The organism is Sinorhizobium sp. P24N7, from assembly GCF_042436655.1.
GTDB lineage: Bacteria > Pseudomonadota > Alphaproteobacteria > Rhizobiales > Rhizobiaceae > Sinorhizobium > Sinorhizobium meliloti_A.
This window is the reverse complement of record NZ_JBHMIW010000008.1, coordinates 36,811-63,765: the sequence shown is the minus strand read 5'-3', so window position 1 is coordinate 63,765 and position 26,955 is coordinate 36,811. Positions and strand designations below refer to the sequence as shown.

Annotated in this window: 27 protein-coding genes and 1 pseudogene; 13 read left to right on the top strand and 15 right to left on the bottom strand. The window is 62.4% G+C overall.

The features are described 5' to 3' along the window. Nucleotides 1-10: 10 nt before the first annotated feature. The 3 genes from ACFHWW_RS15645 to ACFHWW_RS15635 all read left to right on the top strand — a co-directional run bounded on the left by ACFHWW_RS15645 (nucleotide 11) and on the right by ACFHWW_RS15635 (nucleotide 1,862). Nucleotides 11-382: a hypothetical protein gene (locus ACFHWW_RS15645; RefSeq protein ID WP_198516676.1), complete on the top strand. Its 372-nt coding sequence runs from the start codon at nucleotides 11-13 to the stop codon at nucleotides 380-382. Next, the gene (locus ACFHWW_RS15640; protein ID WP_100671497.1) at nucleotides 379-1,161 is read left to right on the top strand and encodes an SDR family NAD(P)-dependent oxidoreductase; all 783 of its coding nucleotides are present in this window, start codon (nucleotides 379-381) and stop codon (nucleotides 1,159-1,161) included. The genes ACFHWW_RS15645 and ACFHWW_RS15640 overlap by 4 nt, the downstream gene beginning before the upstream one ends. A 398-nt stretch (nucleotides 1,162-1,559) precedes the next feature. Then, nucleotides 1,560-1,862 (top strand): DUF6074 family protein, encoded by a 303-nt coding sequence (locus ACFHWW_RS15635; RefSeq protein ID WP_100671495.1) that lies wholly within the window; start codon nucleotides 1,560-1,562, stop codon nucleotides 1,860-1,862. Nucleotides 1,863-1,890: 28 nt separating this feature from the next. Here ACFHWW_RS15635 and ACFHWW_RS15630 read toward each other — a convergent pair whose 3' ends face one another. The 4 genes from ACFHWW_RS15630 to ACFHWW_RS15615 all read right to left on the bottom strand — a co-directional run bounded on the left by ACFHWW_RS15630 (nucleotide 1,891) and on the right by ACFHWW_RS15615 (nucleotide 3,596). Continuing rightward, nucleotides 1,891-2,151 carry a DUF982 domain-containing protein gene (locus tag ACFHWW_RS15630; protein WP_018099031.1) on the bottom strand — a complete coding sequence of 87 codons (261 nt, stop codon included), beginning with the start codon at nucleotides 2,149-2,151 and terminating at the stop codon, nucleotides 1,891-1,893. After that, a complete protein-coding gene (locus ACFHWW_RS15625) occupies nucleotides 2,145-2,621 on the bottom strand; it encodes a CBS domain-containing protein (RefSeq protein ID WP_018099032.1) in 477 nt (158 codons plus the stop codon). Before ACFHWW_RS15625 ends, ACFHWW_RS15630 begins: the two co-directional genes overlap by 7 nt. Nucleotides 2,622-2,918: 297 nt before the next feature. Continuing rightward, nucleotides 2,919-3,182: a hypothetical protein gene (locus tag ACFHWW_RS15620; RefSeq protein WP_379939132.1), complete on the bottom strand. Its 264-nt coding sequence runs from the start codon at nucleotides 3,180-3,182 to the stop codon at nucleotides 2,919-2,921. Nucleotides 3,183-3,314: 132 nt separating this feature from the next. After that, on the bottom strand, nucleotides 3,315-3,596 hold the full coding sequence (locus ACFHWW_RS15615) for a DUF1236 domain-containing protein (protein WP_100671487.1): 282 nt from the start codon (nucleotides 3,594-3,596) through the stop codon (nucleotides 3,315-3,317). Nucleotides 3,597-3,826: 230 nt separating this feature from the next. On the opposite strand from ACFHWW_RS15615, the gene ACFHWW_RS15610 reads away from it, so the two are divergent. Continuing rightward, complete coding sequence (locus ACFHWW_RS15610; protein WP_018099035.1) at nucleotides 3,827-4,348, top strand: sigma-70 family RNA polymerase sigma factor; 522 nt, start codon at nucleotides 3,827-3,829, stop codon at nucleotides 4,346-4,348. 42 nt (nucleotides 4,349-4,390) lie between these two features. Here ACFHWW_RS15610 and ACFHWW_RS15605 read toward each other — a convergent pair whose 3' ends face one another. From ACFHWW_RS15605 to ACFHWW_RS15595, 3 genes are all read right to left on the bottom strand, one after another. Beyond that, a complete protein-coding gene (locus ACFHWW_RS15605; protein WP_018099036.1) occupies nucleotides 4,391-4,549 on the bottom strand; it encodes a hypothetical protein in 159 nt (52 codons plus the stop codon). 213 nt (nucleotides 4,550-4,762) lie between these two features. Further along, nucleotides 4,763-4,951, bottom strand: coding sequence for a DUF3008 family protein (locus ACFHWW_RS15600; RefSeq protein WP_003526298.1), 189 nt, complete (start codon nucleotides 4,949-4,951; stop codon nucleotides 4,763-4,765). 211 nt (nucleotides 4,952-5,162) lie between these two features. Further along, on the bottom strand, nucleotides 5,163-6,503 hold the full coding sequence (locus ACFHWW_RS15595; protein ID WP_275599334.1) for an MFS transporter: 1,341 nt from the start codon (nucleotides 6,501-6,503) through the stop codon (nucleotides 5,163-5,165). Between the two features lie 298 nt (nucleotides 6,504-6,801). Between ACFHWW_RS15595 and cyoA the strand changes: the two genes are divergently transcribed. From cyoA to ACFHWW_RS15570, 5 genes are all read left to right on the top strand, one after another. Beyond that, nucleotides 6,802-7,962: a ubiquinol oxidase subunit II gene (gene cyoA, locus ACFHWW_RS15590; protein ID WP_379939128.1), complete on the top strand. Its 1,161-nt coding sequence runs from the start codon at nucleotides 6,802-6,804 to the stop codon at nucleotides 7,960-7,962. Between the two features lie 37 nt (nucleotides 7,963-7,999). Beyond that, nucleotides 8,000-10,009, top strand: a complete 2,010-nt coding sequence (gene cyoB / locus ACFHWW_RS15585) for a cytochrome o ubiquinol oxidase subunit I (protein ID WP_324763497.1) — start codon at nucleotides 8,000-8,002, stop codon at nucleotides 10,007-10,009. Next, nucleotides 10,006-10,638 carry a cytochrome o ubiquinol oxidase subunit III gene (gene cyoC / locus ACFHWW_RS15580; RefSeq protein ID WP_379939125.1) on the top strand — a complete coding sequence of 211 codons (633 nt, stop codon included), beginning with the start codon at nucleotides 10,006-10,008 and terminating at the stop codon, nucleotides 10,636-10,638. Before cyoB ends, cyoC begins: the two co-directional genes overlap by 4 nt. Beyond that, nucleotides 10,635-11,036: a cytochrome o ubiquinol oxidase subunit IV gene (gene cyoD / locus ACFHWW_RS15575; RefSeq protein ID WP_100671475.1), complete on the top strand. Its 402-nt coding sequence runs from the start codon at nucleotides 10,635-10,637 to the stop codon at nucleotides 11,034-11,036. Before cyoC ends, cyoD begins: the two co-directional genes overlap by 4 nt. Nucleotides 11,037-11,140: 104 nt before the next feature. Further along, nucleotides 11,141-11,932, top strand: coding sequence for an SURF1 family protein (locus tag ACFHWW_RS15570; RefSeq protein WP_379939123.1), 792 nt, complete (start codon nucleotides 11,141-11,143; stop codon nucleotides 11,930-11,932). On the opposite strand, the gene ACFHWW_RS15565 is transcribed toward ACFHWW_RS15570, so the two are convergent. From ACFHWW_RS15565 to ACFHWW_RS15555, 3 genes are all read right to left on the bottom strand, one after another. After that, nucleotides 11,916-12,446 (bottom strand): DUF992 domain-containing protein, encoded by a 531-nt coding sequence (locus ACFHWW_RS15565; protein WP_379939121.1) that lies wholly within the window; start codon nucleotides 12,444-12,446, stop codon nucleotides 11,916-11,918. The genes ACFHWW_RS15570 and ACFHWW_RS15565 overlap by 17 nt on opposite strands. 242 nt (nucleotides 12,447-12,688) lie before the next feature. Beyond that, complete coding sequence (locus ACFHWW_RS15560) at nucleotides 12,689-13,309, bottom strand: DUF922 domain-containing Zn-dependent protease (RefSeq protein ID WP_198516674.1); 621 nt, start codon at nucleotides 13,307-13,309, stop codon at nucleotides 12,689-12,691. A gap of 77 nt (nucleotides 13,310-13,386) precedes the next feature. Beyond that, a complete protein-coding gene (locus ACFHWW_RS15555) occupies nucleotides 13,387-13,848 on the bottom strand; it encodes an Lrp/AsnC family transcriptional regulator (protein ID WP_018099044.1) in 462 nt (153 codons plus the stop codon). 126 nt (nucleotides 13,849-13,974) lie between these two features. On the opposite strand from ACFHWW_RS15555, the gene ACFHWW_RS15550 reads away from it, so the two are divergent. After that, the gene (locus ACFHWW_RS15550; protein ID WP_379939118.1) at nucleotides 13,975-15,042 is read left to right on the top strand and encodes an ornithine cyclodeaminase; all 1,068 of its coding nucleotides are present in this window, start codon (nucleotides 13,975-13,977) and stop codon (nucleotides 15,040-15,042) included. Nucleotides 15,043-15,452: 410 nt separating this feature from the next. Here the strand turns inward: ACFHWW_RS15550 and ACFHWW_RS15545 are convergent, their stop codons facing one another. Next, the gene (locus tag ACFHWW_RS15545) at nucleotides 15,453-15,710 is read right to left on the bottom strand and encodes a hypothetical protein (protein ID WP_324763493.1); all 258 of its coding nucleotides are present in this window, start codon (nucleotides 15,708-15,710) and stop codon (nucleotides 15,453-15,455) included. 92 nt (nucleotides 15,711-15,802) lie between these two features. Between ACFHWW_RS15545 and ACFHWW_RS15540 the strand changes: the two are divergent. The 3 genes and pseudogenes from ACFHWW_RS15540 (at nucleotide 15,803) to ACFHWW_RS15530 (ending at nucleotide 22,004) form a co-directional block, all read left to right on the top strand. Next, a pseudogene (locus ACFHWW_RS15540) lies at nucleotides 15,803-17,335 on the top strand (M10 family metallopeptidase). A 331-nt stretch (nucleotides 17,336-17,666) separates the two neighbouring features. Next, nucleotides 17,667-18,785 (top strand): efflux RND transporter periplasmic adaptor subunit, encoded by a 1,119-nt coding sequence (locus tag ACFHWW_RS15535; RefSeq protein WP_379939116.1) that lies wholly within the window; start codon nucleotides 17,667-17,669, stop codon nucleotides 18,783-18,785. 3 nt (nucleotides 18,786-18,788) lie between these two features. Further along, entirely contained in the window at nucleotides 18,789-22,004 is a 3,216-nt protein-coding gene (locus tag ACFHWW_RS15530) for an efflux RND transporter permease subunit (protein ID WP_379939114.1), read from the top strand. A 2-nt stretch (nucleotides 22,005-22,006) separates the two neighbouring features. Here ACFHWW_RS15530 and ACFHWW_RS15525 read toward each other — a convergent pair whose 3' ends face one another. The 4 genes from ACFHWW_RS15525 to ACFHWW_RS15510 are packed head-to-tail and all read right to left on the bottom strand — an operon-like array spanning nucleotide 22,007 to nucleotide 26,782. Beyond that, entirely contained in the window at nucleotides 22,007-24,166 is a 2,160-nt protein-coding gene (locus ACFHWW_RS15525; protein ID WP_379939112.1) for a glycoside hydrolase, read from the bottom strand. Then, entirely contained in the window at nucleotides 24,163-25,206 is a 1,044-nt protein-coding gene (locus ACFHWW_RS15520) for a glycosyltransferase family 2 protein (RefSeq protein WP_379939110.1), read from the bottom strand. The genes ACFHWW_RS15525 and ACFHWW_RS15520 overlap by 4 nt, the downstream gene beginning before the upstream one ends. A 29-nt stretch (nucleotides 25,207-25,235) precedes the next feature. Further along, a complete protein-coding gene (locus tag ACFHWW_RS15515; protein WP_379939108.1) occupies nucleotides 25,236-25,616 on the bottom strand; it encodes a VanZ family protein in 381 nt (126 codons plus the stop codon). Further along, nucleotides 25,613-26,782, bottom strand: coding sequence for a glycosyltransferase family 4 protein (locus ACFHWW_RS15510; protein ID WP_379939106.1), 1,170 nt, complete (start codon nucleotides 26,780-26,782; stop codon nucleotides 25,613-25,615). Before ACFHWW_RS15510 ends, ACFHWW_RS15515 begins: the two co-directional genes overlap by 4 nt. Nucleotides 26,783-26,955: the final 173 nt, after the last annotated feature.

Here is a 26,955-nt window from a genome sequence, read left to right as displayed (position 1 = left end):
GAGGTGCCGTATGCATCTTGTAGGTACACAAGTGATCCCCGAACAGGGCGGGAAAGCCGGCTTCACGGTCGAATTCGTCGGCGACGGCGGTGAGATCGTTTCGGTCTCGATGCGCAACGACGCGGCCGCAAACCTCAACCGGCTCAACGCCATCGAAAAGGCGCAAGCCGTCATGCGTGAGCTCGCGTCCGCCGATTGCAGCGCGATCGAGGAGTCCCAGGAAACCTCGAAAATCCACCGTAGCGCACGTGGCGCGAAAGACACGGATGAAATGGAAAGGCAGCTCGACGAGGGCCTTGAGGACACATTCCCCGCCAGCGATCCGGTATCCGTTACGGTTTCCACGATCCCGACCGACCGCGCGAAGAACGGCCAGCCATGAACCAATCCTCGCCCGTCGCCTTGATCACCGGTGCCGGGTCCGGCATCGGCCGAGCCACCGCGTTTGCGCTTGCCGCAGACGGCGTGAAGGTCGGAGCGCTGGGACGCACACGCATGGAGGTGGAGGAAGTCGCCGATGAGATCGTCGGTTCCGGCGGCCAGGCGATCGCGCTGGAGGCGGATATCTCCGACGAGCTGCAGATGCGCAACGCAGTCAGAGATCTTGTGCTCAAGTTCGGTCATCTGGACATCGTCGTCGCCAATGCCGGCATCAACGGCGTCTGGGCGCCGATCGATGACCTGAAGCCTTTCGAATGGGACGAGACGATCGCCGTCAACCTGCGCGGCACGTTCCTCACCCTGCATTTGACGGTTCCCTACCTGAAACAGCGCGGGGGCGGCGCCATCGTGGTCGTTTCGTCGATCAATGGCACCCGGACCTTCACGACACCGGGTGCCACGGCCTACACCGCCACGAAGGCGGCGCAGGTCGCGATCGTTCAGCAATTGGCGCTGGAGCTCGGCAAGCACCGCATCCGGGTCAACGCGGTTTGCCCCGGCGAGATCGAGACGAACATCAACGACAACACCAAGCTGCGCCACGAAGCGGAAACGGCAATTCCCGTCGAATGGCCGGAGGGGCAGGTGCCTATCACCGACGGGCAACCGGGGCGCAGCGAAGACGTGGCGGAGCTTATCCGTTTCCTCGTCTCCGAGCGTGCGCGCCACGTGACCGGAAGCCCCGTCTGGATCGACGGCGGCCAGGGCCTGCTGCGATAGTCCCTCCCCTCATCACAGATCATGATCGACAAGAATGCGTTCCGCGCTCGATCGCCGGCAGTCTTTCCTGGTCTTGCCTGAGATACGTTCCCCTCGCGACACTTCGACACGCAAAGCCGCACAGGAAAGGGCCCCGCCCGGGGCGGCGGGGCCCACTATTTTGTTCGTTATTATTGAGGAGCGCGTGGATCCGTAGGGGCTTTGCGGAGAGGGAACTTGATTCCACGCGGTCCGACTATCAAACCGTGCAGCGATGCGTTTGTTCCCTTCGCACCGGATAATGTTGTCGCTTCCGGGTTTTCCCGGACGATACCGCCAGAGGGCAAGCGATGGCGGGCGAATGAATCGTTAACCATCTAGCCGATAGACGTGGCTGGTGATGAACGTAGGGTGATTCGATGGCAGCTGAGTTTGGTGAACGAGCCATGGTCCGGGGCGGCGAAGTGGTCGCGTTTCCTTTGGCGGCACGCGCAGGCGATGTCGACCGCTGCGCACGCGAACTCGACCGGATACACGGGCCCGCTGCCGTCGACTACTGGAAGAGCGAGTGCCGAAAGCTCGCCGAGCAGCTTTCGGCACTCGGTCTACGCGAGGACGATATCCGAAACGAGGTCCTCGCGTTCCAGGCGGAAGTCCAGATCGCTATCGCCGAACGCTATCAGGAGCCTGCGGCCCGGAACCGCTCCGACAGCCGCCCATGATGCCTCGATCTTTGTAACGCCGGATAAATCACCCGGTCCAGCTATGTACGCTGAACTGCGCTTCCTCGGCGGCCTTTATGAAGGCGGCACGTGCGACATCGGGCTCGTCATCGCCGTCGATCACGCGCTCGCATGCTGCGAAGGCCTCGCGCTTTGCGTCTCCGTCGGCAACCGGCCAGTGATTTTTGAGGCAAAGAAAAGCGTCGCGGGTGCTCTGTACCCGTAGGACGCGGTTCTCACCGGCCTCCAGAATCACCGCCTCGCTCCAGAGGCGATCCTGCGTCAGCATGTCGACATTCCTTCAAGTTGGTTATCGACGGGCGCGGGCCGGTTGATTCCCTCGAGAACGAGACCGCCGAGTTCCGGATTGACCCGGCTGATGTCCGCAAGAGCCACGATGCCGGCCGCGTGTCGCTTCCCATTGACGACGACGAGGCGCCGGATGCGCAGGTCGTGCATCTTCTGGGCGGCAAGCAGGAGGCTGTCGTCCTCCTCGCAGGATTCGGCAGCGACTGTCATGAACTCGAACACGGCCGTCGAACTGGACAGCCCCTGCGCGACGACGGAGGTGACGATATCTCGATCGGTGACGATCCCGAGGATCGTTCCGACACCCGGCGTTTCCACCGGCACCGCGCCAACCCCTGTCTCGGCCATGAGCCGGGCGACGGACTGCGCCGTATCGGTGGGAGAAACGGTGAAAACCTGCCGAGACATTACGTCCCGAACACGGACCATCTTGTCCTCATGGCCGGCCATCGATGAGACTCCTCCCATTGATCGAGGCCGGAATTGCCACTTCATCTGCCGTCGACTTCTTTGGAGTGAGGTCGACACGGTAAGGGCCAATGACCTGAGGTTGCCAGGTATTCCGCCCCGATTTCTTCGGATTTGGATTTTCAGGCGGCCGGGCAAAGTTCGGACGCTTCTGTTTCAGTCGAACGCGCACGATACGCTCCCTTCTCTTGCGTGGACATGCGGGGGGCTGAAAACGCAGCCTTTTGATTAACGCACGAAGGTAGAAGGGGTTCCGGTCTAATTGCCCCGGCAGGCGTGTCAAGGCGGCTCAGGGTCCAGATCCGTCCGGTCCCTCGCATCCTGCAGCATGGAAGCGATTTCCGTCGTCATCGCGTTCTGCCTGGCAAAGGCTTCCGAGGGTACGACGCCGGGATCTTCCTCATGATCCTGAACGATCGGGACCTCTTCCAGGGCGCGGTTGACTTCCGCCCAGACGTCCTTGTGGCGGTAAAGCGCGGATAGGACGGCAACAAGGATTTCTCTGTGCGCCGCCAGGCGAAACTCGATGCTTTGATTTTCCATGTATTGCCCTCAGGGGCTTGCGTGGCGGCGCATGCCGCCACGCTCGTAATTCAGGGACAGGAGCCGCACCAAGCAGACTTGCGCATGCATGCTGCGCACATCCAGCGCCGCGTCTCCGTCAGACGCGCAATGCTACTCCAAGACTTCCACGACCGTGTGCGTCTTCGGATTTACCACGACGCGCTTTTCGTTGACGATCGCATAGGCAAAATCGGGCTGGTCCGGGATCGTGTGGATCTCCACCGTTTCCGGAATCGGTTGCCCGACGACAATCTCGCCTTCATAGGTGATAGAAGGCGTCTTCTGCTCCATCACATAGGTTCTTACTTCGCCGGGCAGGACGACTGTCGTCTGCGCGACGGCCGATGAACCGATCAAAAGCAGTGCAGCAGTCATAGATGCAAATCTCTTCATGGCGTTCTCCTTCCACTCAACTGGATGTCCCTAGACCACTCAAACTGGTGATGTCGCTTTTGGTTCCCGTGTCGAGCGGCGGAGATCTCTCCCGGTGTAGGCCGCGCGATCAGATGCCGCATTGAGCCCGTCCGGGAAATATCCCCCGGCTCTCAGGAACCAAAGGGCCGGAAAGGCATTTCCCAACGTCACCTAGAGAAATCTTCATAGGCAGAAGGGCAATATTCGACATGCCTGCTATCGGCGGTCACGCATCGCAACAATCACCGCTGCTTGAGGAGCAAGTCGTCGATCTGATTCCCGCTCTGCGGGCGTTCGCTCGAACGTTCACGTCAGCGTCGTTCGAGGCCGACGACCTCGTTCAGGAGACATTGTTCCGGGCGTTGAGAAGCATCGAGCAGTTCGAGCCCGGTACGAGCCTCAAGTCCTGGCTGTTTACGATCATGCGAAATGCATTTCGTACGCAGTACAAGATCCGCACGCGGGAAAGCCCGGGGAGCACCAATTGCGCCGAATTGCCGATTCCAACCGCGCCGTCGCAGGAGTGGTCCGTGCTCAACGGCGAGCTGCGTAGCGCGCTTGGGGCTCTTTCACCCGAGCACCGCGAAGTCCTCGTGCTCGTTGCCGGGTTCGGAATGAGCTATAAGGAAGCCGCTGACATATGCGACTGCGCGATCGGTACGATCAAGAGCCGGCTCAGCCGGGCACGTGACGAACTGACGGCGCAAATGCACGGCAATCCGCTGAACTGACTGAGCGGACGAGCGGCTCCACGAGAGCAAACCGGCTTTCGGTCAGCGCTTGCGCTCGTCAAGGGCTTTTTGCAACTCCCGCGCCAGTTCGAGAAGTCGCTCCGGGACTGCTTCCTTGCGCATCTTCTGGACGAGCGACGCAATCCGCTCATCAACGGCTTTTTCCGCGTCCGCATCCGCGGAAACCCTGCTATCGTCCATTCGCCCGTCCTTAACCACGACCCGGATCCTGCTACAGAATATTGTTCCCGCTTGGCGCTGTACATCATCAAAACGGCGGGCGTGAAAGGGCTACAGCCATGGTGAGCTGAAACATTCTTCCGACCGTGAGGGCAAACCGGGACTTTTATACCTCGGCCCGAATACCGTTTACCGGCGCGTTCCGCAAGCGCAATGCGCTTTCAGCATGCGCGGTTACTTGTCCGAGACGTGTTCCTTCTTTCCCTTGCGCTTGGTCGAGGCCATTTCCTCGAGTTCCTTCTCGGTCATGGACTCTTCCATGCCCCTGGAGGCGCCCTTGAGTTCGCTCTTCTTCTTTTCGCCTCGTTTGGCGGCAAGGGCCGCGCCGGCAGCCTTCTGCTGCGCCTTCGACTTTGCAGGCATGGCTCCTTTCTCCTTTCGGTGCATGGCACTCATCGCAATGCACGGAGTTCGCTCCCGCACCGCGTCGCTGCCGGAACCGGCGAGACTCGATTATGTTCCCCCGCTCGAGCCAGCTTTACGGTTCTGATCGGCAAGCCGAAACAATGACGGAAGCTCGGGGGCGCATGGCGGGACGGAAACGAAGGGGCTTTCCGAGCCTCTCGCCTTCGCTCTATTCGTTGTCGATCTCGAGCTTCTTGCTGAAGACCAGCGCGAGGACCGTGCAAAGAGCGCCGGAGAGAAGATAGTAGCCCGCGAAGGCGAGCCCGAAGCGGCTGGTCAGCCCCAGCGCCACCAGCGGCGCAAAGCCTGCGCCGATCAGCCAGGACAGGTCCGAGGTGAGCGCCGCCCCCGTATAGCGGTACGCCTTGCCGAAGCGCGACGCGACGGCTCCGGCGGCCTGGCCGAAGGAGAGGCCGAGGATCGTGAAACCGACGATCACGAAGACGTCGCGACCGGTGGCGCCAGCCTGGAGCAGCATCGGGGCGACGAAGCTGAAAATGGCGATCAGGACCGCGCAAATTCCGAGGTGATTGCGCCGGCCGATGCGATCGGCAATCAGCCCGGAAGCGACGATGGCCAGGATGCCGCAGACCGCGCCGAGGAACTGCACCATCAGGAACGAACTTGCGCCGTGATCCGTGTAGATTTCCACCCAGCTGAGCGGAAACACGGTCACCAGATGGAAGAGGGCGAAGCTTGCAAGCGGGACGAAGGCGCCGATGAGGACGTTGCCTCCATTTACCCTGAGCACTTCCGTGACCCGGGCCGCCTGAAGCTCGTGCATGTCGAGCAGCGTTCCGAATTCCTTCGTCATGACGAGCCGCAGGCGCGTGAACAGCGCGACGACGTTGATCGCAAAGGCTACGAAGAACGGGTAGCGCCAACCCCAGGCGAGAAAGTCCGCCTCGGAAATCGAAACGAGAAAATAGGCGAAGAGGGCGCTGGCGAGCATGAAACCAAGGGGCGCGCCGAGCTGCGGAATCATCGCGTACCAGCCGCGATGGTGCTGCGGCGCGTTCAGAGCGAGAAGCGAGGCGAGCCCGTCCCAGGCGCCGCCAAGCGCAAATCCCTGACCGAGGCGAAAGACGGCAAGCAGCGCGATGGACCAGGCGCCGAGCGTCTCATAGCCCGGCAAGAAGGCGATCGAGGCCGTCGAGCCGCCGAGGAGGAAAAGCGCGATCGTCAGCTTGACGCCTCGGCCGTAAGTGCGGTCGATGGCCATGAAGACCAGCGAACCGACCGGCCGTGCAACGAAGGCAAGTGAAAAAATCGCGAAGGAGTAGAGCGTCGCCGTCAACCGATCCGGAGCGAAAGGAAAGAAGAGCTGGGGAAAGACGACCACGGAGGCAATGCCATAGACGAAGAAGTCGAAGAATTCCGCTGCCCGGCCGATAACGACGCCGATGGCGATATTGCCGGCAGATACGGAGGTGTCGTCGTGAATGCGCCGCGCGTCGCGCTCCATCGAAGAGGACGACGGTCCCAGGGACTGTTGCATTGCACTGCTCATCAAACGCCTCCCGCGCTCGCACGGGGGCTAGGAACATGCGGTGTTCCGACGCACCCGCTCGTACTCTCAAGGTGAGAGCGCAAGGCCCCCTTGGAGGGATCTTGACCAATCAACCGCTCATATCAAGGGGAGAAACGCGAAATAATGCGTTTCACGTCCTCGCTACCTGCAAGCGGCGGAAGATGCTGCGTCGCAAAACGACTGCGGCGGATTGCTGCAGTGCGACCATCGACCTCATACCTTTCCCGCCCACTCTACTTTAGTCGCAAAGCCGTCGAAACAAATAGAGCTTCGAGCCGTGCCAGAACTGTTGAAGTTTTCCTGCCGCCTCGCCGTTTTGCCGCTGTTCTTCGTGATGGCGGGATGCGACATGGTGGTGATGTCGCCGTCCGGCGATATCGCTGCGCAGCAACGCGATCTGATCGTCATATCGACGATCCTCATGCTGCTGATCATCGTCCCGGTCGTTTTCCTGACGCTTTTCTTCGCCTGGCGGTATCGGCGGTCCAACACGAACGCCACCTACGATCCGGAGTGGCACCACTCGACGGCGCTCGAGGTGGTGATCTGGTCGGCACCGCTTGCGATCATCATCGCGCTCGGGGCGGTCACCTGGATCAGCACGCACAAGCTCGACCCCTATCGGCCGCTCGACCGGCTGGATGCGGAAAGGGCGATACCCGCGGACGTCAGACCGCTGAACGTCGAGGTCGTGGCGCTCGACTGGAAATGGCTGTTTTTCTATCCCGACCTCGGAGTCGCGACCGTCAACGAGCTCGCAGCGCCCGTCGACGTTCCGATCCGCTTCAAGATCACCGCCTCCTCGGTGATGAACTCCTTCTATATTCCGGCGCTTGCCGGCCAGATCTATGCGATGCCGGGCATGGAAACGAAGCTCCACGCGGTGATCAACAAGCCGGGCGAATATGAAGGCTTCTCGGCCAATTACAGTGGCGACGGCTTCTCCCACATGCGTTTCAAGTTCCACGGGCTCGACCGGCAGGGCTTCGACGACTGGGTGGCGCGGGTGAAGGCGCAGGGGACCGCGCTCAACCGCGACGCCTATCTGAAGCTCGAAAAGCCGAGCGAAAGGGAGCCGGTCCGCTATTACGCCGCGGTCGAGGACGGCTTGTATCGGGCAATCCTCAACCTATGCGTCGCACCCGGCAAGATGTGCATGGAGGAGATGATGCACATCGACATGATGGGGGGCGCCGGCAAGGAGAGCGCCGAGAACCGGGAAAAGCTGGAATACGACAACAGGCATTCCCTTGCGGAAGGAGCGCCGGCCGCAACGCACCCGGCGACGGGCACACCCGCGCGCAGCCAGCACGAGCCGCAGGGCACCGGCGCAGAGGAGCCGATGCAGCACGATATGCCCATGGGGGGACACGAGGGACACTCGATGCCGGGCATGAACCATGAGAGCGATCCGGCACCGCCGCAGCTCAACCATTGAACACGGCGCGTTGCGCCAACGATTGAACAGGTTTCCCATGTTCTCCGATCCAGATTTTCTGAAGCTCATCTTCGGCCGGCTTACCCTCGACGCGATCCCTTATCACGAGCCGATCCTCGTCGTGACCTTTCTCGCCGTCGCGCTCGGCGGCATCGCGCTGATTGGGCTCATCACCTATTACCGCTTCTGGGGGACGCTCTGGCGCGACTGGCTGACGAGCGTCGACCACAAGAAGATCGGCATAATGTACATCATCCTCGCGCTGGTGATGCTGCTGCGCGGATTTTCCGACGCGATCATGATGCGGCTGCAGCAGGCGATGGCCTTCGGCGGCTCGGAAGGCTACTTGCCGCCGCATCATTATGACCAGGTCTTCACCGCACACGGCGTCATCATGATCTTCTTCATGGCGATGCCCTTCGTGACGGGGCTGATGAACTTCGTCGTGCCGCTGCAGATCGGCGCGCGCGACGTCTCCTTCCCCTTCCTCAACAATTTCAGCTTCTGGATGACGACGGCCGGCGCGATCATCATCATGCTCTCGCTCTTCGTCGGCGAGTTCGCGCGGACCGGATGGCTTGCCTATCCGCCGCTGTCGGGCGCGGACTACAGCCCCGGCGTCGGGGTCGACTATTACATCTGGGGCCTGCAGATCGCCGGCATCGGAACGACGCTGTCGGGGATAAACCTCATCGCCACCATCGTGAAGATGCGCGCCCCCGGGATGACGATGATGAAGATGCCGGTCTTCACCTGGACCTCGCTCTGCACCAACGTGCTGATCGTCGCCACCTTCCCGGTGCTGACCGCGACGCTGGCGCTTCTTACGCTCGATCGGTACGCCGGCACGAACTTCTTCACCAACGATCTCGGCGGCAATCCGATGATGTATGTCAACCTCATCTGGATCTGGGGCCATCCGGAGGTCTACATCCTCATCCTGCCGGCCTTCGGCATTTTCTCGGAAGTCGTCGCGACCTTCTGCGGCAAGCGGCTCTTCGGCTATGCCTCGATGGTCTATGCGACGGTCGTCATCACCATCCTCTCCTACATCGTCTGGCTGCACCACTTCTTCACCATGGGCTCGGGTGCGAGCGTCAACGCGTTCTTCGGAATCACGACGATGATCATCTCGATCCCGACCGGAGCGAAGATGTTCAACTGGCTCTTCACCATGTATCGCGGCCGCATCCGCTACGAGGTGCCGATGCTCTGGACCATCGGTTTCATGGTGACCTTCGTGCTCGGCGGCATGACCGGCGTTCTGCTTGCGGTTCCGCCTGCCGATTTCGTGCTGCACAATTCGCTGTTCCTCATCGCCCACTTTCACAATGTCATCATAGGCGGCGTCGTCTTCGGGCTGATGGCAGGCGTCGTCTACTGGTTCCCGAAGGCTTTCGGATTCAGGCTCGATCCGTTCTGGGGCAAGATGTCCTTCTGGTTCTGGCTGACCGGCTTCTACTTCGCCTTCATGCCGCTCTACGTGCTCGGGCTCATGGGGGTCACGCGCCGCGTCAGCCAGTTCGAGGATCCCTCTCTGCAGATCTGGTTCGTCATCGCGGCCTTCGGCGCCTTCCTGATCGCGCTCGGTATCCTGTCGATGCTGATCCAGCTCGTCGTCAGTTTCGTGCGGCGCGAAGAACTGCGCGACACGACCGGCGACCCCTGGGACGGGCGCACGCTCGAATGGTCGACCGCCTCGCCACCGCCGGATTACAACTTCGCCTTCACTCCGCTCGTCCACGATCAGGACTCCTGGTGGGACATGAAAAAGCGCGGCCACAGCCGGCCGCTTGCAGGCTTCAAGCCGATCCACATGCCGAAGAACACCGGCACAGGCGTCATCCTCGGGGCGATCAGCGTCGTCTTCGCCTTCGCCATGGTCTGGTACATGTGGTGGCTGGTGATCCTCTCCTTCGTCGCCATGGTGGTGATCGCCGTCGGTCACACCTTCAACTATGACCGCGACTTCCACATTCCCGCAAACGTCGTCGCCGACACAGAGGGCAAGCGCACAGAAGTGCTTGCCGCCGAGGTGCAAGCATGACCGAGTTCCGTACCGAAAGCGCGCTTGATGCGGACCAGGCGCCGACCTTCTACCTGACGGAGGAGCACCACCCCGAAGGAAGCACGATGCTCGGCTTCTGGCTCTATCTGATGAGCGACTGCCTGATCTTCGCGGTTCTCTTCGCCACCCATGCGGTTCTCGGCCGAAACTATGCCGCAGGCCCCTCGCCCGCCGATCTCTTCGACCTGCCGCTCGTCGCGGTGAACACGTCGATGCTGCTTTTTTCCTCGATCACCTACGGCTTCGCCATGCTGGCGATGGAACGTTACGAGAAAAAAGCGACGCTCGCCTGGATGGCAGTCACCGCGCTCTTCGGCATCGCCTTCGTCGGGCTCGAGCTCTACGAATTCGCGCATCTGATCCATGAGGGCGCCGGACCGCAGCGCAGCGCCTTCCTGTCCTCCTTCTTCACGCTCGTCGGCACGCACGGCCTGCACGTGACCGCCGGCATCGTCTGGATGTTCGTGCTCATCGCGCAAGTCGCAAAACGCGGGCTGATCCCGGAAAACAAGCGCCGCCTCATGTGCCTTTCGATGTTCTGGCACTTCCTCGACGTCGTCTGGATCGGCGTCTTTTCCTTCGTCTATCTGATGGGAGTTCTCGGATGAGTACGCACGCACCTTCGCACGAGGACGCTTTCGAGGCCCATCATGGCCACAGCCATGGTCACGACGCGGGACACGGAACGCTGAAGAGTTACGTGACCGGCTTCGTCCTCTCCGTCGTCCTGACCGCGATCCCCTTCTGGCTGGTGATGGCCGACGTTCTCGACAGCGCCGTCCTCACCGCCGCGATCATCATGGCTCTCGGCGCCGTCCAGATCGTCGTCCACATGATCTTCTTCCTGCACATGAACACCCGCTCTGAAGGCGGCTGGACGATGATGGCGCTGATCTTCACGATCCTTCTCGTCGCCATCGCGCTTTCCGGCTCGCTCTGGGTCATGCATCACCTGAACACGAACATGATGCCGATGAGCCCGGAAATGATGAAAAACATGCCGTGAGTCGGAGCTTCGCCCCTCACCGGACCTTCTCCCCGCCTGCGGGGAGAAGGCGCCGGGAGGCGGATGAGGGGCGCCAGCAGATCGAATTCAAAGACAAGCTTGCAATGGTAAACGTCGAAGCCGCATCAAGACAGCACTCCCGGCTCTCGCTTGCGATCCTCAGCATCCTCGGCCTCCTGCTCATCGCGGCTTTTTCTGCGCTCGGCACGTGGCAGCTCAAGCGCCTCTCCTGGAAGCTCGACCTGATCGCCCGGGTCGAGGAGCGCGTCCGGGCGGCACCCGTGCCTGTGCCGCCCCGCAGCGACTGGCCAAACGTCACCGCCGCGCGAGACGAATACCGGCACGTCACTCTCCAGGGCCGCTTCCTCCATGAGAAGGAAACGCTGGTCTATGCCGCAACCGAGCGCGGTGCCGGCTATTGGGTCGTAACGCCGCTTGCGGCGGCCGATGGGACGACCGTGCTCGTAAACCGCGGCTTCGTTCCGACGGAGAGGCGTGAGGCATCGACGCGGCGGGAAGGCCAGATCGAGGGCGAGGCGAAGGTCATCGGCCTCATGCGCATGGACGAGCCGAACGGTTCACTCCTTCAGTCGAACAAGGCCGGGGAAAACCGTTGGTATTCGCGCGACGTGGGTGCGATCGCTGCGGCGCGCGGCCTCTCCGAGGTCGCGCCCTACTTCGTCGACGCGGATGGTGTCCCCAATCGCGGCGGGCTTCCCGTCGGAGGCCTGACGCGCGTCGTCTTCCCGAACAATCACCTCGTTTATGCCGTCACATGGTACGGTCTCGCGGCCATGACGGCAGGCATGCTGGTGATTTTGTGGAGGACGGCGAGGAGATCGGCCCCGGCGCGGCGTAACGGCCGCGCCGGCCAAGACATCAATTCGCGGAGTTGAGGGTCATCGATGTGCCCGCGGCCGCGACATTGAGACCGAGCTGGCCGGTGACGCTGACCGTCTGGAGGTGGATAGAGCCGGAGGTGCCGCCGACGAGGACGTTGGCGCCCACACCCGCACCGAGCGTCGCCTCGGCGCTCGCGCCCTTATAGATACCGCTCAAAGAACCATGGTGGTAGCCTGCCGTCGGCGCGAACACGGCCCAGATCAACCGGCTGCGCATCGTGAAACCCACGTCGATCCCGAGTTTGCGAATTTCTCCCGTGTAGCGATCCTCGATCACGTCGCCGCCCAGCGACCGGAAAGCGCACTCGACCTCTTTGGACGAACCGAGCACGTAGCCGGCGCCGCCGCCGATGTCGCATTCCAGATAGCCTATCTTCACACCGCCGCGCGCGTCCTGCACCGCCGGCGGCGGCGCCGGCTCCTGATAGGTCAGATCGGCGGCATTGGCGCCCGCGGCGGCAGACGCGATCGTGACCGTGAAAAACGCCTTGGCGAGAGTCTTTTTCATGCATCTTCTCCTTTTCGGCTCATGATCGGCAGAAACCCCGGCCGATCGTCCGAAACAAATTCAGTAATGTCAGCCGCACGGAAAGCTATCGTGCCGCTATGCCTGCCACTCAGGCGGGCTCACGTTTTCGTTGCATTGAGACGATTCGGAGGCAGGCTCGACAACAACTTACTTTTGCGCAGAAGTGTTGCCTTTCGGCCAAAGCCTGAAGCGCGACGCCTCGAATGGATTTGCCACGCGCATCAGCCGCCGTTGACGAGATTGAGGATGAGCTGGTGAACATTGCCGCCGTCGCTGAGCTCGGCCCTGTCGAAGTCGCGGCTCTTCTGTCTTTGCGTGCGGGAGATTTCGCCGAGCCGCTTCGTCATTTCGGATTTGATCTTGCGGCATTGGGGATCGTCGGCAACGGTGAGGCCCACGGTGGCGGCCTCGATGGCGCTCACCATCTCCTTGATGAAGTCGCCATGGACCAGCTCATGCTTTCTCACGCCGGCGATGAAGGTCTGCCAGTGGGCCTCAATATTGGCCGGCAGCTTTCCGGCAAGTTTCGGCAGCGTATAGGTGATGGTGAGCTTCGGCAGCGCCGACGCCAGCACGCAGGCCCCGTCTCGCTCCTCATATTTCCGCCTCCAGGTGAGCTTGAAGCTCGTATGGGCGATCGCGCGCCCGAGGCCGCCCACCTGCGGTCCTCGTTCGCCGATGGAAGCATAGAGCTCCGGCCCGGACTGACCGGTGATCGCGTAAGTCTCTGTCTTTTCGACCGCCCGCCATTCCCCCCGGGCGGCCGCCGGCATCAGCAGAAGACAGGCCAACAGAAAACAAGTTCGACGGCCCGCCAAGCCAACCCCCACGAAAACCTTCATTGAATGCGGGGCGCAACCTAACGGGGATGGGTCCGGCTTTCAATCGTCCCGATCTGCCCCTGCGCGGCAGCTGCCGGTCAGACGCTGCTCAACAGGAGACTGGTCTCGCTGTTGGCCACGCCGTCGATCATTCGCACCTCGCGCAGGATCCGGTCGAATTCGGAGAGATTAGCTGCCCGTATGTTGGCGACCAGATCCCAGTTGCCGTTGGTGGTGTGCAGCGTATAAATCTCGGGCATGCCACGCAGTTTGCGAACAACCTGCGTCGTCGACTTCCCCACAACCTCGATCATCATCACCGCATGAACCGTGTTGAGGTCGTAGTCTTCCCTGACGCGCACCGTGAACCCGAGAAGCGTCCCGGTCTCCAGCAGGCGATCCAGGCGATTTTGCACGGTGCCACGCGCCACGCCCAGCGCGTCGGAAAGTTTGGAAAGAGATGCCCGGCCGTCGGCGCGCAGATGCGCAATGATCCGGCGGTCCAGATCATCCGGGGTGTATTTTGCAACGACTGAATCGCCAACCGCTGTTCTGCTCATATTGCACAATCCGACTGGAAAAATCGCTCAATTCGGTGCCGAAATTAGCACATGTTTGCGCTTTCGACCAGCGCACGCAATCGCTACCCTGTCCTGGAGTACAGCAAGCCGCCAAGAGGAATCCCCATGTTCTCCCCGCTTCCTTCAGCCAAGGCCATGGTGCCCTTCGTCAGCGTCGACAACATGATGCGCCTCGTGCATCACCTCGGTGTGGAAACGGTTCTGGCGGAACTCACGGACGCCATCGAGGCGGACTTCCGCCGCTGGGAAAGTTTCGACAAGACGCCGCGCGTCGCCAGCCACTCGCGCGACGGCGTGATCGAGCTGATGCCGACCTCGGACGGCAGGATCTACAGTTTCAAATATGTCAACGGTCACCCGAAGAACACCACCGAGGGGCTGCAGACGGTGACCGCATTCGGGCTGCTCGCCGAGGTTTCGACGGGCTATCCGGCACTGCTGACCGAGATGACGATACTGACGGCGCTCAGAACTGCCGCAACCTCGGCAATGGCTGCTCGACACCTGGCGCCGAAGAATGCACGCACCATGGCTATGATCGGCAACGGCGCGCAGGCCGAGTTCCAGGCCCTGGCGATGAAGGCCGTCTGCGGCATCGACACCATCCGCCTTTACGATATTGACCCGCGAGCAACGGAAAAGGCCGCCCGCAACCTCGACGGTTCCGGGCTGAAGATCGTGTCCTGCAGGTCCGCCCAGGAAGCGATCGAAGGCGCCGAGATCGTCACCACCTGTACGGCTGATAAGCAGTTCGCCACGATTCTCACCGACAACATGGTCGGCGCCGGCGTCCACATCAACGCAATCGGCGGCGATTGCCCCGGCAAGACGGAATTGCATCGCGATATCCTGAAGCGCTCGGACGTCTTCGTCGAATATCCGCCGCAGACCCGGATCGAGGGCGAAATCCAGCAGATGGCACCCGATTTTCCCGTGACCGAATTCTGGAAGGTCGTCACGGGCGAGGCGCAGGGCCGGCGCGACGCCCGCCAGATCACCCTCTTCGACAGTGTCGGCTTCGCGATCGAGGATTTCTCTGCGCTCCGCTACGTCCGCGATCGCCTCCCCGGAACCGACTTCTATCAGAACCTCGACATGATCGCCGACCCGGATGACCCGCGCGACCTGTTCGGTATGCTGCTGCGGGCAAAAGAGAGCGAAGAAGCCGTCTAAGCCCTGTCAAGGTTCGGGCCACCCGCCGCCGCTTTTTTTGATTTCCTCATCCTTGTGCTCGATGTTTAGCCCGGACACAGGAATGAGGGTAGAGAGGGTGCGGTCCCTCGGCGCGCTTTCATAAACCGTGAAGATAGCGAGGCGGCGCGGACGGTCCCGGGTCACGCCCGTATGCAGCGTCCCGTTTCGCTTCGATGTAGTAGCCGCACATCCCCGGTCCCTCATTCCTGTGCTTGTCACAGGAATCCAGCCAGACCAAGTCCTTGGGCTGAAAGAACGCTTCCCGCGCCGCAGACGCGGCGCTGCTCTCATCCCTGTGACGGGCACAGGGATGAGGACGGAGGGGGTGCGGCCCCTCGGCGCGATTCATTGCGTCACAGGTTGACCTTCCCCGCCCGGGCGGCACCGCTTCACCGCGCCTGCAGACGCAACATCGCCTTTCGAGCATCCTCGACGAGCGCATGGCCGGGATGACGGCGGATGAAGCGCTCGTAGGCCTCCACCGTATTTTCCGCCCGTGCGGCCTCGAACTCCGATCGCACGGCCCGCTCGTAGTCGGGTGGCTTCTGCATCTCCGCTCCGCTTGGCTTCATCGCGCCCTGCGCCATGGCCGGAGACATTGCCGTCAATCCCAGCACAAGCAACTGCGCAATTTTGCGAAATGTCACGAACCGCTCCTTTTACGGCATCCCTACGATAATAGTAGCCAATGTCGCTGATAATTGCTAATCAGAACATACAACAATAGCGGGAATTTCGCATGAGCGGCGCCGGAAAGTCTCTTAAGTTCATCAAAGCAACCGGAAACAGCGTCGTTGATTCGTTGCTGACAGGAGACGCATGGATCGGTACGATAACCTATGCATTCCCGACATAGCGCGGAAGCTACGGCTACGGGTTCGAAAAATACTACGGGTTTACTTCGATATCGGCGGCACAGGCGAAAACAGCGCTTTTCGCCATGGAGCAATCCTACGGTTCGGCGGCCAATGATGGCTTTTCGGTCGAAGGATTCACCAATGCCAGCTTCAAGGCGGGAAGCGCCAGCACCGCGACGATCCGGTTCGCGCAATCGTGGCTGCCGGACACCGCCTATGCTTACCTGCCGGCGCTCGATGCCTCCGGCGGCGACATCTGGTTCGGCACGGCCTATGCCGGCACGGCGGACGACTACCGCAAGCCGGTCGCGGGCAATTATGCGTGGCACACGCTCCTGCACGAGCTCGGCCACGCACTCGGCCTGAAGCACGGCGATGAAGGTGACGTCTACGGCGCCTCGCCCGCACGATACGACTCGATCGAATATTCGATCATGACCTATCGCGGCTATATCGGCGCCGACGAGGGCTACTATTACGAGCAGTTCGGCGCGCCGCAGACCTTCATGATGGCCGACATCGCCGCGCTTCAGGAAATGTACGGCGCCGATTTCACGACCAATGCCGGCAATACGGTGTATAAGTGGACGCCGGGCGGCGGCACCACTTTCGTGAACGGCGGGGCCCGGATTTCGCCCGGCGCGAACCGCATCTTCGCAACCATCTGGGACGGCGGCGGCAACGACACCTACGATTTGAGCGCCTATACCAACGCCCTCAAGATCGATCTCAGGCCGGGCAGCGCTTCGACCTTCAGCATCGACCAGCTGGCCTGGCTCGGCGGCGGCCCGAATGGCGGCTTTGCCGCCGGCAACATTTTCAATGCGCTGCTTTACCATGGCGATGCGCGCTCACTGATCGAAAACGTCAAGGGAGGTTCGTCCGGCGACTCGATCATGGGCAACCAGGCAGCCAATGTGCTGTGGGGTTACGGGGGCAATGACAGGCTGAACGGAGACACGGGCAACGACACGCTCTATGGCGGCTCCGGTTCCGACAGAATCTACGGCGGAAAAGGCAACGACAAGCTCTACGGGGAATCCGGCAACGACCTGCTCTATGCCGCCGCGGGCGCGGATCGTCTGAACGGGGGCAGCGGTAGCGACAGCTTCACTTTCAAGGCGCTCTCGGATTCGACGGTGGCAAAGTCCGGGCGCGACACCATTTTCGATTTTACGGCAAAGTCCGACAGGATCGATCTCTCTGCGATCGATGCCAATACGTCCTCCGCCGGCGACCAGGCGTTTGGCTTCGTGGGAAGCGCCGCCTTCGGCGGCAAGAAGGGTGAGCTACGCTACGTCCGCGATGTCTCCGACACCTATATCTACGGCGACGTGAACGGCGACAGGAAGGCGGATTTCTTGATACACCTGGACGATGCCGTCACCCTCCAGAAGGGCTATTTCGTCCTCTAGACCGCCTGAACCGGCTGGACACACACAGGACGCACCCACCCCTTGCAGCATCGCATATTACAATCGAAAGCAAATGACTGCGCAGCCGCAGGGGCGCGCGGCACGGCAGGACGTTCGACGCGACGCCTGCGGCCGGCGTCGACAGGCCTCGGCGTATCCCACCGGCCTGATTTGCAGTGACAAACCCGCTTCCCTATTTGCCGCAGCCCCGCTAGCATGAGAAAGAGAAGCAATTTCAAGTTGCGCCGCTCGAAGTGTAGGGGTGGCTTGAGCCGAGATAGATGGTGTGATCCACGCGACGCGTGCGGGGTCCGCTTGAGGGGAGCATTGCATGCGTGTTTCGAGAATTCTGGCTGCCGGTCTGACTTGCGGACTGCTCGCCGTCAGCGTCATGGCGGGAAATGCGCAGGCGCAACAGCCGCCTCCCTCGGTTACCGTCGCGCCGGCCGCGGTCATGGACCTGCGCGAAAGCGTCGGCCTGACCGGCAAGGTCGTCGCTGTTCAAAAGGTGGACATCCGCGCCCGCGTGTCCGGATTCCTCGAGAAGGTCAATTTCGAGGATGGGCAGAAGGTCTCGGCGGGAACAGTCCTTTACCAGGTGGAAGACGGTGCCTATCGCGCCGCGCTGCAGGAGATCGACGGTTCGATCGCGGCAGCGGAGGCTCAACGGGACCTCGCCGTTCTCGAACGTGACCGTGCCCAGCGGTTGATCTCCACCAATACCGTCGCGCAGGCGACGCTCGACACTGCGAATGCGCAACTGAAAAAGGCCGAGGCCGATATACTGCGCCTCAAGGGCAGTAAGCAGAATGCCGAGCTCAATCTTTCCTACACGAAGATCCTCGCGCCGTTCGATGGCGTCGTCGGCCTGACCAGCGTCGATGTCGGCGCCCTCGTCACGCCGGACAGCGGAGCGCTCGTGACGCTGACGCGTCTCGACCCGATCTATGTCGAGTTTCCCATCGCGACATCCCTTTATTTCTCCTACCGCGAGCGCGTCGAAAAGGGTGAGATGTCCGGCGGCGCCAATGTCAGCATCACGCTTCCGAACGGTACCGATTACCCGGAGAAAGGCACAATAAACTTCGTCGCGAGCACGGTCTCGCAAGGGACCGACACCGTTACGGTTCGCGCCGAGTTTCCCAATCCCCGTGGGACGCTTCTCGACGGGACGCTCGTTAGGGTCGTTCTCGAGCAGTCCGATCGGCAGGACGTGCTGGCCGTACCGCAACAGGCGGTCCAGCGCGACCAGCAGGGCGCCTTTGTCATGGTGGTCGACGCCAACTCCAAGGTCGAGCTTCGCCGCGTCGACGTCAGCCGCTCCAGCCGCGGCCAGGCCGTCGTCGCCAAGGGACTGAAGGAGGGAGAAAACGTCATAACCGAGGGTGTGGGCAAGGTCCGGCCGGGCATCGTGGTGGACGCGGTCGCCGCAACCACGACGGGTGGCTGAGCCATGATCTCCGGGATCTTCATCGATCGTCCGCGCTTTGCCGCGGTCATTTCCATCGTGCTCACGCTCGCGGGGCTGATCGCCCTGACGAGGCTGCCGATTGCACAGTTCCCCGATATCGTCCCGCCGCAGGTCAGCGTGACCGCGAGCTATCCCGGCGCAGGCGCCGACGTGGTCGAGGCCACCGTCGCTCAGCCGTTGGAAAGCAAGGTCGTCGGCGTCGACAACATGCTCTACATGAAATCGACGAGCGGCGCCGACGGGACCTACTCGCTAACGGTGACCTTTGCCGTCGGCACCGATCCGGATATCGCCACCGTCAACGTGCAGAACCGCGTCGCGCTTGCCGAGCCGGTGCTGCCGGCCGAAGTCAAGCAGAGCGGGGTCAGCGTCAAGAAGCAGTCATCCTCGCTCATGCAGGTGATCGCCATCCACGGCGAGAATGACGAGTTCGACAATCTGTTCCTCTCGAACTACGCCACGATCAACGTGCTCGACACGATCAAGCGCGTGCCGGGGGTCGGTGACGCGACGCTCTTCGGTGCCCAGGACTATTCGATGCGGATCGTCCTCGACATCGATCGGCTGACCAATCTGGGGCTGACGCCGACGGATGTGGTCAACGCCCTGAAGACCCAGAACGTCCAGGCGGCGATCGGCCGCATCGGCGCGCAGCCGATGACCGACGATCCGCTGTTCCAGCTGAACATACAGACGCAGGGCCGGCTCACCGATCCCGCCCAGTTCGAGGACGTCGTGCTTCGGGCAGAGGCGGACGGGTCCTTCGTGCGCATCCGCGACGTCGCGCGCGTCGAACTTGGTTCTGTGACCTCCGACTCAACCGCCCGCATCAACGGCAAGCCCGTGGCGATGATCGGCACCTATCAGGCGCCGGGCGCCAATGCGCTCGCCGCCACGGAGGGCGTGCAGCAGGCGATGGAGCGCCTGGCCCAGGCCTTCCCGGAGGGGCTCACCTATACGGTCTCCTACGACACGTCCGATTTCGTCGAGGCGAGCGTGGAGAATGTCGAGCACACCCTGTTCGAAGCCTTCGCACTCGTCATCGTCGTCGTCTTCCTCTTTCTCGGCAATTGGCGCGCAACACTGATTCCGCTCATCGCCGTCCCGGTGGCGCTCGTCGGCACCTTCGCCGTGATCCTGGCGATGGGCTTTTCGCTCAACACGGTTTCGCTTCTGGCGCTGGTGCTCGCCATCGGCATCGTCGTCGACGATGCGATCGTGGTGGTGGAAAACGTCGAGCGCGTCATGGAGGAAAACCCCGGCATGAGCGCGGCACACGCCGCGCGCCTCGCCATGGGGGAAATCACCGGGGCGATCGTCGCCATCACGCTCGTGCTGCTTTCGGTGTTCGTACCGGTGGCATTCATTCCTGGCCTGAGCGGGCAGCTCTTCCAGCAGTTCGCCGTCGCCGTCTCGGTGTCGATGGTCATTTCCGCGATTAACGCACTGACCCTCAGCCCGGCCCTCTGCGCGATCCTCCTGAAGCCCCATCACGGGCCGAAGCGCGGCGTCCTCGGATGGATTTCGCGGGGTATCGACCGTACCCGCAACGGCTATGCGCATGTCGCAGGCGGCATTGCGCGCAGGGCCGTCATCGGCTTGGTCCTCCTTGCCGTTGCGATCGGCGCCAGCGGCTGGCTGTTCCGGGTCGTGCCGACCGGGTTCCTCCCCAGCGAGGATCAAGGCGCCTTCTTTGCCGAAATCCGCCTTCCGGAAGGTGCCTCCTTCAACAGGACCGACGCCGTGGTGCGCGAGGTCGAGACAATGCTCGGCGAAATCGAGGGCGTGGCGAACGTCACGACCGTCACCGGCTACAGCTTCCTCGACGGAATCGCCAAATCCAGCAGCGCGTTCGCGATCGTGACCATGAAGCCCTTCGCCGAACGCCAGAGCGAAAGCGCATCTGTCAATGCCGCGATCGGCACGGTGATGGCCAAGGGTGCGGCAATCCGCAATGCCCAGGTTTTCGCCTTCAACCTGCCGCCCATTATCGGTCTCGGCACCGGCTCCGGCTTCGAGTATCAGCTGCTTGACCTCCAGGGCCGATCGCCGGCCGAGCTTGCCGCGACGGCAGGCGGATTGATGGTGGCCGCCAACCAGAACCCGCAGCTCGGACCTACATTCAGCACCTATTCGGCGAGCTCGCCGCAGGTTTATCTGGATCTCGACCGCGATCGCCTGCAGGCGCTCGGGGTCTCTGTGAGCGATCTTTTCGCGACGCTGCAGGGCACGCTCGGATCCTATTACGTCAACGACTTCAATCTTTTCGGCCGGAGCTGGAAAGTCACCATGCAGGCGGCCGAAGCGGATCGCGATGCGGTCGACGACATCTCCCGGCTGCATGTACGCAATGCCGCGGGCGATATGGTCCCGGTGGCCTCGGTCGCGCGCGTGGACTACATCGTCGGGCCGCAATCGATCGTGCGGTACAACAATTACCGCTCCATCACGCTCAACGGCCAGCCGGCCCCGGGCGTCTCCTCGGGTGAGGCGCTGGCCGCAATGGAACAGGTCTCCGCCGCCACGCTGCCGCCGGGCTACAGCTTCGAGTGGACGGGGACGGCACTGCAGGAACTCGAAGCCGCGGGCCAGACGACGGTGATCCTCGCACTGGCCCTGTTCTTCGCCTATCTCTTCCTCGTGGCTCTTTACGAAAGCTGGACGATCCCCATACCGGTTCTGCTTTCGGTCTCCGTCGGCGTAGCAGGCGCTCTCGTCGCCGTGCTGCTGGCAGGGCTCTCCTTCGACATCTATGCCCAGATCGGCCTCGTCGTGCTGATCGCGCTCGCGTCCAAGAACGCGATCCTGATCGTCGAATTCGCCAAGTTCCAGCGGGAGAAGGGGGTGCCGATCGTCGATGCCGCCGTGGAGGGCGCGCGCACCCGTTTCCGTGCGGTGATGATGACCAGCTTTGCCTTCATCATGGGGCTGATCCCGCTCGTCACGGCCGAAGGCGCCGGCATGCTCAGCCGCCGTGCCGTCGGCACGGGGGTTGCCGGGGGCATGCTCGCCGCATCGCTCCTCGGAATTTTCATCATTCCCGCGCTCTATGTCGTATTCCAGTGGCTGCGCGAGAGGGGGCACAAGCTCGCCGGCCTGTCGTCACACACGGCAGGCGATGCGGCAGAAGATGCCAGGAACCGAGAGGGAGCCGAACCGGCTCAGCCCGCCGGACACGACCGGGGCGCTGCCGGCTGAGCCTACATCTCCACCAGAAAATAGGGAGTGGGCCCATAGGGCGTGTCGTTCGAGAGGCGGAAGGCGACGCGCCCGCTGCCGCTGTCGACGGGCGGATAGACGGTGCCGTCCAGGCCTACCGGTGACACGCTCCATCTGGCAGCGGTTCGTGCCAGTTCGAGATCGACATAGCCCTTCCGGATTCTCGCCGGCAGCGCGCCGAAATCCTCGATCACCTTCTCTTCGCTGTCGCGAAAGACCATGCCGGTGTTCTGCGCATCGGTTGCAAAGATCAAAAGCAGGCGCCGGCTTTCGGAAAGCGTGCCTTGAGCGTCGATAGCCGAAAGCGCCACGAGACCGTTGCCGTCCGCCTGTCCGATGCGCATGAGACCGAGATCGATCGGTTCACGCAGAGAGGAGAAGGCTGCCGCTTCCGTAGCGGGCGTAGAAACACGGAGCTGCCCTGCCCGGCGGTCGAGCAGGACCTGACCTGTATCGCTTTCGTAAAATCCGCTTGTGGTATCGGTGCGATTTTCAGTCGCGAGAATGTGTTCGTCGCGGAGTGCGGCAAGGATTGTTCCGGCGTCCCGGTCGCGTGGTTGCGTGACACCGCTTTCTCCACCGGACGGGTCTGCCCGCAGCAGGCCGATGCGCCCGACCAGCGCCAGATCGGTCAATCGCTCCGGCTCGCGGACCTGCATGTCCTCGCCGAGATCCTCCTCGCCGCGAACTGAGAAGGGGATCGTGATGGCGGAGGTCGTCACGTCGCCGCGACGAAAGACGAGTGCGCTGAGCGTCTCGCCGGCGCGCGCCACGGGATCGAGCGCAATCGCATAGGGAAGCATCGCCTTTTTGTGCGGAAAGGGTTCGCCATAGGCGAGCGCGATCGGCCCGTGGCCGTGACGGCAAATCACGTCCCAGCCCTGGAGTGCAGCATAGGCCGGCATTGTCAGGCCCGCCTCGTAGCGATAGCGGTTCCAGAAGAGATGGTCGTATTCGCTAACGATGAACGGCTTTCCGAGCCACCGCGCCGCGGCAATCATGCGCATGTAGCTGGCGCCGTCTGCAAGCGAACTTGCCTGCGTCAAAGCGCTTCCCGCAGAATAACCCCCAACCCAATCGTGATAGGTGTTCATGGTCACGGCGTCGAGATCGCGCCGGCTGAGCGCCGTCTGCACCGTCGGCCAATTGTTGTAGGTGCTGATCAGGCCGCGATAGCCCAAATCGCGCAGGACCTGGCTCATGCGTGCGGCGGAGGCGCGCTCGGTCTCGACGAAGAAGGTCTGAAGATCGCGCATCCGCGGACCGTCTGCGTAGCGATTGGCGGGAAGCCTCACCGATGCCGTTTCGACCCGCTCGTCGGCACCGAGATCTCCCCAGGCGCTCGCGAGCGCTTCCGTCGTGCCGTAGCGTCCCGAAAGCCAGCGGTTGAATGGCTCCGCCAGCGCCTCGTCATAGGCGGGCTTTTCGGGCCGCTCACGCACGACGCTGTCAAACTCCATGCCGTTTTCATTGGCAAGGATCACCAATGCGAGCGCGTCGTCGCGGATGGTCGCCGTTCCCGTATAGGGATTGACGCTCGCGAGAAACGTCTCCTGCAGCTTGCTCCAGTGCGCAACGGCCTCTTCGTCGAGGTGCAGCCGAAGCTTGAGATCGCCGTTTGCATCCCATCGGTCGTCGTGGCCGCCGTAGGCGCCGCGCGGAGACGAAAGTCCATCGATGATCCAGTAGATGCCGTTGCGCTTCAGCGCCGCCAGCAGGTAATGGACACGATCCAGCGTCTCCGGATCGAAATCGAAATCCTTCTGCCTGCCGAACATAAGGCTGGCATCGACGAAATGGAGCCGGGCGATGTTGTATCCGTGCATCGCAAGCTGGCGGGCGTAGCGCTCGGCGCCGTCATGGTCCGGAAAGCCGCCGGATGCCGGACTCCAGGCGAGCGACGCGCATAGCATTCTGACCGGTTGTTCCGGCGCCTTGGCAAAGGCCAGCCGGCCATCCGGACCTGCAACGAGGCGGCTGTCCGCGTCGATCGAAGCGTTCGGCAGCAAGGACGAGAAATCGAGCGGACTGCCGGCGCGGACTTCGAGCGAGACCTCGCGAACCGGCACCCATTCAGAGGCACTGGCGGCCGGGGAAAGCCACGTGCAAAGCAGCGCCGCCGCGAGGGATGGCCTCCTCATGCCATCTTTCCGAGAACCGGTTCACCGGGAGTGGGCTCCCCGGGAGGGGCCTTTGCGAGGATCGTGCTTTCGATCGGTTCGGCAGGCAGCCGCCGGCTTCGCAGGAAGCCGACAGGAAGGGCTGCCGCATGGAAGAACCAGGCGACGACCGTATAGAGGCCCATGCTGAGGCCGCCCTTTCGGAAGCTGACGGCGAGAACGGCGGCCGCGAAACTCGCGCAGACGGCGGCGAGGGCCATGAGCGTATCGGGCAGCAGCAGGATCAGGCCGAGGCAGGCGAGCCACCAGAGATAGACGAGAGCCCAGAGTTTCAGCTCCGGCAGTTCCCGCAACAGCTGAAAGAGATAGGGCTTGCCGAGAGAAGCGCGCAGAAGCTCGCCTATCCCGTAGAGATATTTGGTCTTCCAGCGTCGAACGAGCAGCCGGTAGGAATTGACCGTGTGGCCGAAGTGCTGGACGAAACGGCGGTCGAGCCGGTAAAGCCTCCAGCCGGCACTTCTGAGGCGGATGCCGAGATCGAATTCCTCGTAGCCGTGCAGGTTGCGGTCCGAGAGGTAGCCGACGTCGTCGACTGCACTGCGCCTGTAGAGCCCGCCGCCGTTCATGCGATCGATCGGACCCGTCCGGTTCTCGGGCGCATTGCGGCTGACGCGGCGCGCGAATTCGAGGTTCGAGATGTGCATTTCCTCCACATGTCCGGTAACGCCTGCCATGGCCGGATTGTCGGCCAGGAAGCGGACGGCGTCTTTGAGGAAGGCAGCGTCGAGCAGCATGTCGCCGTCGATGAGACAGACGTAATCATGGCGGGAATGCTGGAAGCCGAGCTGCGGACCGATGCCGCAGCTCGGTCGCGCGGGCGGGGCGATCTGGGCGATGATGACGGGATATTGCGAGGCGATTTCGACCGTGCGGTCGCAGGAGCCGCTGTCGGCGATGATGACCTCGCCGCCCACGTCGCGAAGCGCTGCGAGCGCGCTCTCGACGGTTGCGGCAATCCGCTTCTCTTCATTCAATGTCTTGATGATGATGGATATGGTCAAGAGAGCCCCCAAAATCGCGCGGCGAAGATCTATCCGCGGTGGTTTGCGCTTTGGTTCATGCCCGGCTGAAACCGGTGCCAAAGGCGGACGAGCAGCCAGCCGGCGCCGACACCGCAGCCCGCCCCCGCCATTTTGACCGAAAGGTCGATCAACCGTGCATGGCGGTCGGCGGCGAGCATCTGCGTGAGTTCCAGCCCGATTGCCGCCGCGAGCATAGCCGCCAGAACGGCAAGCACGTGCCGGGGATAGGCGATCGCGAACATGAGACCCGTCAGCCCGAATGCTCCGAACCGTTCAAGCTGCACCGAGCTGCCCATGTGCGGGCGCAGGTCGAGCGGAGAAAGGGTCGAATAGGCAATGACGCCAAGAAGCAGCCACGCAAGTACCGATGCGATGCGCCTCACATTCATTTCGTCACCGCCCGGTAGACGTCGAGCGTCTTCAGTGCCACGCTCGACCAGCTATAGACGGTTTCGACGCGCTCGGTCTGCGCGAGCACCTCTTGTTCGTCGGGGGGATTGGCGATCTTTTTGGCCATGGCAGACGAAAGCGCGTCGACGTTCCCCAGCGGAAAATAATCGTCGGCGGGCAGGCCGAGTTGCCGGTTGGCAACGATGTCGCTTGCCAGAACCGGGAGACCATGGGCCATCGCCTCCAGAAGCGCGATCGGCATGCCTTCATGGCTCGACGGCAGCACGAAGAGCGCCGCATTGGCGAAGAGTTCCGCCAGGCGATCGCCAGTCTGGAACCCCGTCAGGACGACGCCCGGCACGCGGCTGGCCAGCGCCCGTACTTCCTCTTCGTACGCGCCCGCGAATTCCGCACCGCCCGCAAGCACGAGATCGAATCCGCTATTTTCAAGTTTTGCATATGCCTGGATGAGATCGATCTGCCGCTTCTCCGGAACAAGCCGCGCCGCAAGCAGGATATAGCGCCGTCGCAACAGACGGAATTCGCCGAGAATGCCGGTTTCCCCGCTGGGGCGCGAAACGGTGACGCCATTCGGCACCAAAGACACCGGTACGCGATAGCGTTCGCCCATCGTGTCGGCGATATCCCTGGAGATTGCGATGCGGCCTTGCGCGAGCCGCATTCCCATGCGTTCACCCGCTCGCAACATCCTCCTGGCGAAAGCCCCCCATTTCTGTCGGTCGTAGTCGTAGCCGTGGTGGGTCACGACGACGTTCAGGCGCATCAGCCGGGCGAGCGGTACCAGGAGCGCCGGGCCGACGGCGTGGATGTGCAGGATATCCGGGCGCCGCAGCGCCGCATAGCATACACCGAGGAAGGTATGGACGATGGCCTCGAGCGCCATCATACGTGGAGACCAGAGGGGAGTGACGCGAATTCCGTTCCAGGAATGCGGCGCGGGGCCCGGAAGATAGCGCCGGCGTCCGACGACCTCGACATCCCAACCATGCGCGACCAGCCTGCCTGCGAGCATCTCCACGTGCTTTTCGACGCCGCCCTGAACGTTCGGAATTCCACGAAGCCCGAGCATCATCACGCGGCGGCGCTCTATCGGCAGTGCACGATAAGCGCTTGCAGGCATGCTCGCGGTCGCCCCGCCCGGCATTGCCGACGCATCCGGCCCTGCCGAAGGTCGATCTCGGGAAACCCCCGATCTTCTGCTCATGGTTGTTGCGCCCCAGCGATAACCCAATTCGCATCTTTTACGAGCAGAAGACTTACCATCCCGGTAAGACGGTCATTAGATTCGTAGAGGTCTGACCGAAAATCAGACGGTGA

Bases quoted from the DNA above. Each gene is read 5' to 3' on its own strand.
- ACFHWW_RS15645 (WP_198516676.1), top strand. From the start codon at position 11: ATGCATCTTGTAGGTACACAAGTGATCCCCGAACAGGGCGGGAAAGCC.
- ACFHWW_RS15640 (WP_100671497.1), top strand. From the start codon at position 379: ATGAACCAATCCTCGCCCGTCGCCTTGATCACCGGTGCCGGGTCCGGC.
- ACFHWW_RS15635 (WP_100671495.1), top strand. From the start codon at position 1,560: ATGGCAGCTGAGTTTGGTGAACGAGCCATGGTCCGGGGCGGCGAAGTG.
- ACFHWW_RS15630 (WP_018099031.1), bottom strand. From the start codon at position 2,151: ATGCTGACGCAGGATCGCCTCTGGAGCGAGGCGGTGATTCTGGAGGCC.
- ACFHWW_RS15625 (WP_018099032.1), bottom strand. From the start codon at position 2,621: ATGGCCGGCCATGAGGACAAGATGGTCCGTGTTCGGGACGTAATGTCT.
- ACFHWW_RS15620 (WP_379939132.1), bottom strand. From the start codon at position 3,182: ATGGAAAATCAAAGCATCGAGTTTCGCCTGGCGGCGCACAGAGAAATC.
- ACFHWW_RS15615 (WP_100671487.1), bottom strand. From the start codon at position 3,596: ATGAAGAGATTTGCATCTATGACTGCTGCACTGCTTTTGATCGGTTCA.
- ACFHWW_RS15610 (WP_018099035.1), top strand. From the start codon at position 3,827: ATGCCTGCTATCGGCGGTCACGCATCGCAACAATCACCGCTGCTTGAG.
- ACFHWW_RS15605 (WP_018099036.1), bottom strand. From the start codon at position 4,549: ATGGACGATAGCAGGGTTTCCGCGGATGCGGACGCGGAAAAAGCCGTT.
- ACFHWW_RS15600 (WP_003526298.1), bottom strand. From the start codon at position 4,951: ATGCCTGCAAAGTCGAAGGCGCAGCAGAAGGCTGCCGGCGCGGCCCTT.
- ACFHWW_RS15595 (WP_275599334.1), bottom strand. From the start codon at position 6,503: ATGAGCAGTGCAATGCAACAGTCCCTGGGACCGTCGTCCTCTTCGATG.
- cyoB (WP_324763497.1), top strand. From the start codon at position 8,000: ATGTTCTCCGATCCAGATTTTCTGAAGCTCATCTTCGGCCGGCTTACC.
- cyoC (WP_379939125.1), top strand. From the start codon at position 10,006: ATGACCGAGTTCCGTACCGAAAGCGCGCTTGATGCGGACCAGGCGCCG.
- cyoD (WP_100671475.1), top strand. From the start codon at position 10,635: ATGAGTACGCACGCACCTTCGCACGAGGACGCTTTCGAGGCCCATCAT.
- ACFHWW_RS15570 (WP_379939123.1), top strand. From the start codon at position 11,141: ATGGTAAACGTCGAAGCCGCATCAAGACAGCACTCCCGGCTCTCGCTT.
- ACFHWW_RS15565 (WP_379939121.1), bottom strand. From the start codon at position 12,446: ATGAAAAAGACTCTCGCCAAGGCGTTTTTCACGGTCACGATCGCGTCT.
- ACFHWW_RS15560 (WP_198516674.1), bottom strand. From the start codon at position 13,309: ATGAAGGTTTTCGTGGGGGTTGGCTTGGCGGGCCGTCGAACTTGTTTT.
- ACFHWW_RS15555 (WP_018099044.1), bottom strand. From the start codon at position 13,848: ATGAGCAGAACAGCGGTTGGCGATTCAGTCGTTGCAAAATACACCCCG.
- ACFHWW_RS15550 (WP_379939118.1), top strand. From the start codon at position 13,975: ATGTTCTCCCCGCTTCCTTCAGCCAAGGCCATGGTGCCCTTCGTCAGC.
- ACFHWW_RS15535 (WP_379939116.1), top strand. From the start codon at position 17,667: ATGCGTGTTTCGAGAATTCTGGCTGCCGGTCTGACTTGCGGACTGCTC.
- ACFHWW_RS15530 (WP_379939114.1), top strand. From the start codon at position 18,789: ATGATCTCCGGGATCTTCATCGATCGTCCGCGCTTTGCCGCGGTCATT.
- ACFHWW_RS15525 (WP_379939112.1), bottom strand. From the start codon at position 24,166: ATGAGGAGGCCATCCCTCGCGGCGGCGCTGCTTTGCACGTGGCTTTCC.
- ACFHWW_RS15515 (WP_379939108.1), bottom strand. From the start codon at position 25,616: ATGAATGTGAGGCGCATCGCATCGGTACTTGCGTGGCTGCTTCTTGGC.
- ACFHWW_RS15510 (WP_379939106.1), bottom strand. From the start codon at position 26,782: ATGCCGGGCGGGGCGACCGCGAGCATGCCTGCAAGCGCTTATCGTGCA.